5 protein-coding genes are annotated in these 7,815 nt (G+C 35.0%); 1 reads left to right on the forward strand and 4 read right to left on the reverse strand.

Going from position 1 to position 7,815, the window contains the following annotated elements:
- Nucleotides 1–179 precede the first annotated feature (179 nt).
- Nucleotides 180–560 (forward strand): DUF1573 domain-containing protein, encoded by a 381-nt coding sequence (locus FLACOL7796_RS07920; RefSeq protein ID WP_065448298.1) that lies wholly within the window; start codon nt 180–182, stop codon nt 558–560.
- Between the two features lie 839 nt (nt 561–1,399).
- On the opposite strand, the gene FLACOL7796_RS07925 is transcribed toward FLACOL7796_RS07920, so the two are convergent.
- The 4 genes from FLACOL7796_RS07925 to FLACOL7796_RS07940 form a co-directional block, all read right to left on the reverse strand.
- Nucleotides 1,400–1,885 carry a hypothetical protein gene (locus tag FLACOL7796_RS07925; RefSeq protein WP_173970274.1) on the reverse strand — a complete coding sequence of 162 codons (486 nt, stop codon included), beginning with the start codon at nt 1,883–1,885 and terminating at the stop codon, nt 1,400–1,402.
- Nucleotides 1,886–2,025: 140 nt separating this feature from the next.
- Entirely contained in the window at nt 2,026–4,197 is a 2,172-nt protein-coding gene (locus FLACOL7796_RS07930) for an OmpA family protein (RefSeq protein WP_173970275.1), read from the reverse strand.
- A 10-nt stretch (nt 4,198–4,207) separates the two neighbouring features.
- Complete coding sequence (locus tag FLACOL7796_RS07935; RefSeq protein ID WP_173970276.1) at nt 4,208–5,137, reverse strand: PorP/SprF family type IX secretion system membrane protein; 930 nt, start codon at nt 5,135–5,137, stop codon at nt 4,208–4,210.
- 32 nt (nt 5,138–5,169) lie between these two features.
- A partial coding sequence (locus tag FLACOL7796_RS07940; RefSeq protein ID WP_173970277.1) for a gliding motility-associated C-terminal domain-containing protein occupies nt 5,170–7,815 on the reverse strand: 2,646 nt, incomplete at its 5' end.

A 7,815-nucleotide genomic window follows, 5' to 3' on the forward strand; every position in this document is an offset into this window, starting at 1 on the left:
GAATGTTTCCATTCAACGACTAAACACTTAAACAAATAACCAAATAAACTTTGGTTCAATTTTTGTAATTATATTGACAGCAAAAGTAAATAATTAAGTACACTATAAAAAGCGAATTAATAATTTGTGTGTTAATTAAAAGAATGTATATTTACTTACAACTTAAAAACAAATTTAAAATGAAAAATGTAGCCTCTTTTATTGCTGTCGTATTGTTTAGCGCAATAGGTTATGCACAAAACGGCCCAAAAATTGAATTTGCAGCCCAAGACAATACCATCGATTATGGAAAAATTTCAAAAAGCGACAACGGACTTCGCTCTTTTGAATTTACAAATACAGGCGATGCACCACTATTAATTACAGGTGCAGAATCTACTGTAAGTTCTATCGTTGTTACAAAACCCGCAGCAGCAGTTATGCCTGGTAAAAAAGGTAAAATTGATGTAAAATACAACATGGTTTCAGGTCCAATTCGTAAAACAATTACTGTTGAAACTAATGCTGTAAACTATCCTGACGGCCGAGTTGCCCTTAAAATTAAAGGAGAAGTTTTATAAAAAAAATAAAAATCCAAAAATAGTAAAAGCCGTTTCTTAATAAGGAACGGTTTTTTTTATGCCGTTTTATAACCTAAACAATCCTAATCGCAAAAAACTTCTTTACAACATATACTATAACCATACTTTGGACGAGACATTAACTTAAGCTATTTTAGATTGTGTTCCATCGGAACACTTCATCGGTAGAAAAAAAATGCATTATGAAACATCGTCCCATTGGGACGTTTGAGGAATTGTATAGGTAATCTGTACAATTTTTTACCAATTATTAATTATAAAATCAAACGTTCCTACGGAACGTGAAAAAACGCCGTATTTATTGATGCTACCAATGAAATGTTCCTATGGAACAAAAACAAAGTGATGAGATAGTTTGCAGTCGCAGTTTTCATCGTAAAGTTTGACCTCCTGACGAATGAAGGATCACACTCGGAACTCGGCAATGATTGGCGATTTTGATTGTGGAGTTTTCAGTCACAGTTTTCAGCGTAAAGTTTGTCATCCTGACGAAGGAAGGATCACACACGGGATTCTACAAAGATTGGCAATTTTGATTGTGGAGTTTTCAATCGCAGTTTTCAGCGTAAAGTTTGTCATCCTGACGAAGGAAGGATCACACGCGGTATTCTACAAAGATTGGCAATTTTGATTGTGGAGTTTCTAGTGTGATCCTTCCTTCGTCAGGATGACAAGATTGTGGCCCTTCGACTCCGCTCAGGGTGACATTCCTGAAAAAATACACAGTAACAACGATGGGATCTATAATAATAAAACCCGACAGGTTTTAAAAACCTGTCGGGTCTATTATAATGATAAATCTTTGACAAAGATTCTCGCTATTTTTTCTCAACACATTCAGTAGTCGAAAATTTATATTTTACGCGATCAAAATCGATTGGTTTATCTTTTACTAAATAAGTTACGCCCATTGTGGTTTGCATGGTTCCGTTACCTAAAATAAGCTGATTGTCTCGTTTTAAAAATGCCATCGGATTTTTGAACGTTCTGTCTTTATTTGTTTTTTCCTTAAAAGTATAATCTGCAAACAAAGTATCTCCGTGAAATTCTCCGGCAATTTCACCAAATTTTTCTGGAGAACCTGCCACTTTCATCAGCATATCTCCTGAAAGTTTTCCGTTTTTTAAAGTATTCAATTTTAGATCGATAGTATCTTTTTCATATACTGCTTTATAGCACTGAACACTTACAACTTTTTCGCCTTCGGCTTTTGCAGCTTCAGCTTCTTTTTGTTTTTCATCATTTTTACAGCTTTGAAGTCCAATACAAGACAAAAGCAAACAAGATATGACTAAGTTTTTCATAGATTATTATTTTTAGGTTCGTTGTTATTTTATAAAGTTAAATAAAAAAGAAGCCAAAAAAAAGACTTCCGAATTAAAATTAAAAAAACCTAACAGGTTTTTAAAGTCTGTTAGGTTAACTTACTGTATGTAAACGAAGTCTATAAATTCTTAATCACAAATTCAGATCTTCTGTTCAACTCATGTTCTTCTTCAGAGCAAGCATCATCTGTTTTACATTTTATAATTGGCACCGATTCTCCATAACCTTTCGCCTGAACTCTTTTGGCATTAATACCTGATTCTATGATAAAATCCCGGGTCGAATTGGCTCGTTTTTGAGATAAATTTTCATTAAACTTTTCATTTCCTCTTGAGTCTGTATGAGATCCTATCTCGATTACCATATCAGGATATTTCTTCATTAAAGCTACGACACGACTTAAGATAACTTTAGATTCCTTACGTATGTACCACAAATTGTAGTCGAAATAAATAGGATCTGTTTTGATGATCAATCTGTCCTTGTCTCTTACAACATCTTTTTCATCAATTAGAATCTGTTTTATTTTTTCCTTTTTCTTAACTTCTGTCGCGGCAATTTCCTCTGCTTTTTCTTTCTTCTTAATTTCTGCCGCTACAATCTGATCTGCTTTTGCTTTTTTCTGGGCTTCTTTTAATGCTATAACCGCCAAAGCTTCTTTTTTGTTATTCTCTTCTTCTATTATAATTTGTTGCTTTCTTTTGTTTTCAGCAATTTGCTGTTCTTCTTGTTTGATCACTTCAAGAGATTTTAATGCCATCGAAGCATCATTACTCGCGTCTCTTGTTTTTCCTGAAGATAATGATTTCGATTCGCTTGTATATTTTTCTTTAGAAGCTAAAACAGTAAACGAACTTTCGCAAGGAACGGTAAAACTGAACTTTCCGTCGGCACTTGTAATAATCGTATTCAAAATCTTTTTATCTGAATCCTGCAATATTACAATGGCATTTTCTAAAGCCAATTTGGTATCAACATCTGTAATTGTTCCTGCAATAAATTGTTTGCAATCTTCTACAATTAGTTCTTTGGTTTCTTTAAACCAATAAATATCGTCACTTCCTTTTCCGCCTTCTCTATTCGATGCAAAAAAACCTTCTTTGGTATTTGAATCTACATTAAACGAAAAATCATCTGAATTAGAATTTAATGGCAATCCAACATTTACCGGTTTTGAATATTCGTTTCCGTTAATTTCTGAAACAAAAACGTCCAGAGAGCCATATCCTAAATGTCCGTCTGAAGAGAAATAAAGTTTATTATCTAATGAAACAAAAGGAAATTGTTCTCTTTTATCGGTATTAATCGTTGGTCCCAAATTTTTAGGCGTATCAAACGCTCCTTTATTAATATTTACCGAATAAATATCAAAAGAGCCTAAACTTCCTGGCATATCCGAAGCAAAATACAATACTTTTTCATCAGCACTCAACGCAGGATGTTCTACTGAATAATTGGCACTATTAAACGGAAGCGATGTTACATTTTTCCATTTTCCGTCAATCAGTTCCGCTTTAAAAATCTGAAGGTTCGAGATTTTTTTGTCATCTGTTTTTTTACTTCCTTTTTTAGAATTGTTTCTTGTAAAGTAAATTGTCTTACCATCTTTTGTAAAAACAGCATTCGATTCGTGCATTCCTGTTTTTAATTCCTTAGCAAAATAATGAGTCGTAGAATCGGCTGAATTGATATTTTTAATCGGAATCTCGACTAAATTCAAATACGTTTCATTATCCCATTTGAACTTTTTATCGAATAATCCGGGTTTTAGTTTTACTGCTGCAAAAACTAAATTATCATTGTATCGTACAGCTCCAAACTCAGAATTGGGCGTATTTATGGTTAAGTTTTTTATCTCGAATCTTTTCCCAATTGCCGACACGTTTTCTAAGGTTTTAAGCTCTTTTTCAAAATTGACAATATCATCGGTATTCCCTGATTTTGCATAATATTCTTTTAACGCTGCATTGGCATCATCATAAGCATTGGTTGCTTTTAAGGTTTGAGCATATCTGAAATAATAATTTCGATCTAAATTATTGCTGTAATTCTGAATTAGAAGCCTGTAATAGCGTTGCGCTTTTATTAAATTATTGGTATAAAAATAAGAGTCTGCCAGGTTTTTAATAATTTGCTGCGACGGTTTTTCCTGAGCTAATTTTTCATAAAGCACAATGGCTTCGCTATAATAGGTCTTATCAAAAAATCGTTTGGCTCTTGCCAGTTCGAGATCCTGAGCATTTATAAACTGTATAGAAAATACGAATATAATAACGAGTAGTTTTTTCATATTTTTCATTTTAGAAGAATCTTGGTGATTTATCATATCCTTTTCCTAATAAATCTAAATTAAACAACAGCATAATTTCATGTGTTCCGGAATTAAACTGTCCCATGTTCGAAAGTGTATGATCATAAGCATAACCTACTCTAAGAGATGGCGTAACATTTATATTCATTAAAGCACTTACAGCATCGTTTACTCTATAAGCTGCTCCCAATTCAAATTTATTATTGTACAAAACATTGGCTGTAAGATCTACAGAAACTGGTGCTCCGGGTACAAACTTTGACATAAAAGCCGGTTTTAATTTCAACATATCATTGATCTGAAAAACATATCCGGCGGTTAAAAACGTATGAATCGCTTCTGATCCGTAGGCATTGATTCCTGACTTTTCTTCAATGTGTTTAGAACTCAATAAATTGGGCGCAGACAAACCAACATAGAAATTATCTCTAAAATAATATGCCCCTACTCCAATGTTAGGTCTGGTTACGTTTATATTTTCGGCGAAAGCCAAATCTGTTTGTACATCGCTAAACTTGAATCCGTTAAAATTGGTTTGCAACGAAGTAAACCCCGCTTTCAATCCTAACGAAAGTTTATTTTTCCCGCCAAGATTCAAGACATAGGCAAAATCAGCATAGAAATTATTTTCCTTTTTTGCGCCATCACCAATATCATCAGAAACCAACGATATCCCCACTTCGACTTTATCTGTCACGGCGGTATGACCAAAAAAGGTGAATGTTTTTGGCGCTCCTACGGCTCCAACCCATTGTGTTCTGTATAATCCTCCAAGATTTAGCATCGCAGGAACTCCGGTAGCATACGCAGGATTTACCACACTCATATTGTACATATAGTGCGTATATTCCGGATCTTGCTGGGCTGAGGCTGATGTGATATAAAAGAGGAAAAGTATAAAAAATAGTGTTTTTTTCATTTGAAAATTATATTAAATAATATAAAAAGGAATTATCGATTAAGGTAAAGTCGGCCTTGTTGCGCTTTTCTATTGCCTTTATTAAAATTGACAATATAAAAATAGACCCCGTTTGGTGCTATTGCATCGCCAATACCGCCCCCTTCAGAATTTCTTCCGTCCCAATTGGGTTTATTAGCATTTCCTTTAAACATTACATTTCCGTATCTATTAAAAATTTCCAGCGTATAATCCGGGTATAAAAATTCAATATCAGGAATTCTGAAAGTATCATTTACATTGTCTCCGTTTGGCGAAAATCCATCAGGAACAAAAAATGCATATTCTGCAGGATCACATTCGGTTAACGAAACCGTCACTTCCAGAGTACTATCAGAAATACAATCCGTCACACTCGAAAGATCATAACCGTAATACGTGGCTTTATCGATAAGCAAAGTGGTTGAAGCTAATAAATTACCATTATTTTGAGCATCATACCACGAAACTGTTGATGGCACATTTGTTGCTTTTGAAAGATCTGCAATTGTTGGATTTTTTAAGCCGCAAAAATTCTGTCCGTCCGGATTTAAAGTTGGTGCGGGCGTATCTTTTACAACAATCGAAATCATACTGGCAGGTGATGTACAATTTGCCGCTGAAGTTTCGGTTACATAAAGGTCTTCAGTTTTTAAAAGATAAGTATCGGCAAGTGGCGTAGTTAAAGCTGCCGAATTATACCATTTGTATTGAGGACCGTGCGGTGTTAAATTAGCAATTGTTGCTCTGTCTATTTTGCAAAAATCTGGAGGATTCACTGCCACTGGCGCTAACGGAATTGCATTTACTAAAAAACTATCTAATACGTTTACCAAAGCACTGCCACAACCTGTAATATCATTCGTTAAATACGTAGCCGAAATTACTGTAGAACCTGTATTGGGAAGCAAAGCAGACGGAATTACAAAACTGGCATTTCCGTTTAAAACCGTTAAATCTACAATTTGTTCTACCGAAGTATTATTATCTAAAAGGACATAAGAAAGTTTCACTTTTGTTAAAGTTCCCAATCCTGAAACACTGGCAGTAAAAACTCCGTTGAAACAATTATCGTTGACCTGGATTTTTACGTTTGCCACAACAGGCAAAGGATTTATGGTAAGATTTCCGGTAACATTTGCCGTATTAGTACATTGCGGAGTGGGTTTTGTAATATTGGTGATATTAGTAATTCTGATTACAGATAATCCGCTTTTTGCGTTTAAGTTCCCGGGAATTTCAAAACTAGCTTTTCCGCCCACAGCTGTTATAGTTGCCGTTTGCCCTGTAGCTGAATTATCACCATTAATATTATAAACGATACGATACTTACCATCGGCCAATAGCGTGGCATTTGAAATTTGAATCGTTGCAATATCGTTCTGACAAATTGGACTGGTGGTTATTACAGCATTATCTAAACGCGGCAACGGAAATACATTTAAATCATAAGAAAAAGGAGTAAATAAACTAATACATTTTTTTGGACCCGGAGTTGGAACAATGCTTGTAACGGTAATAGTAAATTTACCAACACTTTGAAAATAAGCCGATCTAACGGGAAAAACCACAACGCCGTCTCTAAAATTTACTGCAACAGTTTCTGATCCTGCTATTGGACCGCTAACATTATAAGTAATCCTATATGCTCCGTCAGGAATACCCTGAGGTCCTGCCGTAACTCTTGCTGAGTAGGTCGCGGTAGCCATCTCGCTTTCGCAAATATCATTAAGTACAACAATTTCTGCACCTGTAAAGTCAATTCGTTTCTCGAGTGTAATGACTACATCTGCAGTTCTGTCTTTACAAACATTCTGGTTAGGAACCGCAAAAACGGTATAAGTATACTTTAATTCTACCGCTCCGTATTTGTTAAACAAATCCTGAAGGTTAACATTGTGATCTGATCGTGATGTGATATCTGGCCCTTTCCAAACACCGTCTTTGTCTTCACCCAAAAGAGATTCAAACATATCATAATTGGTATAACCGGCTAAATCTGTAGTTCCGCATAATGTTAGCTCTTGTGGCGTTCCTTCTTCGGGTGTTCTTACAATAGTGACATATACAGTGGTAATTAATGGCGTAGATGGACATTCCGGTATAAGCGGCACCTCATACGTAAATTGACGCGTTTCTGTTTGGGTTGTTATATATCTAATCCCAATTACAGGTGAATCTAAAATTTTTCCTGAACTATCTCTCCATATTCCGTTTTCATGCGGTCCCATAACGGTACTGTCAAATGCTGTAAAAAGATTAAAGTTTCCTTCTCTGCTACAGGCAGTAGCTTTAGAACCAACTCCTACGTAGGCACCAATAGTAAGTGTGATTGTCGCTGTATTGTCTGTACATCCTGCAAGATCAGGAGCGGTATAAGTATAATGATAAACCCCACCTTCTCTAATGAGTTGCGCATTTAAATTTCCGCTAATAGAATCCAGACCTCTAAAATTATTATCATCTGTCCACTTTCCGCCCGGAGTTGGAGAGCCTCCTAATAATGAAAATAAAGAAATATTTTGATTCGCAGAATTCTGAATGTCACAAATTATTTTTTGCGCATCATCACCAGCACATTGTGCATGAATTTTTGAGGGTAAAACCGATAAGAAAATAAAAAACAATAAAAATTGTAAGAAATTAGAGTAGTTTTTAAC

The organism is Flavobacterium bizetiae (assembly GCF_902804475.1).
Taxonomy (GTDB): domain Bacteria; phylum Bacteroidota; class Bacteroidia; order Flavobacteriales; family Flavobacteriaceae; genus Flavobacterium; species Flavobacterium bizetiae.

What these genes read in the sequence shown, in the direction of transcription:
- FLACOL7796_RS07920 (WP_065448298.1), top strand. Translation starts at nt 180, where the DNA reads ATGAAAAATGTAGCCTCTTTTATTGCTGTCGTATTGTTTAGCGCAATA.
- FLACOL7796_RS07925 (WP_173970274.1), bottom strand. Translation starts at nt 1,885, where the DNA reads ATGAAAAACTTAGTCATATCTTGTTTGCTTTTGTCTTGTATTGGACTT.
- FLACOL7796_RS07930 (WP_173970275.1), bottom strand. Translation starts at nt 4,197, where the DNA reads ATGAAAAAACTACTCGTTATTATATTCGTATTTTCTATACAGTTTATA.
- FLACOL7796_RS07935 (WP_173970276.1), bottom strand. Translation starts at nt 5,137, where the DNA reads ATGAAAAAAACACTATTTTTTATACTTTTCCTCTTTTATATCACATCA.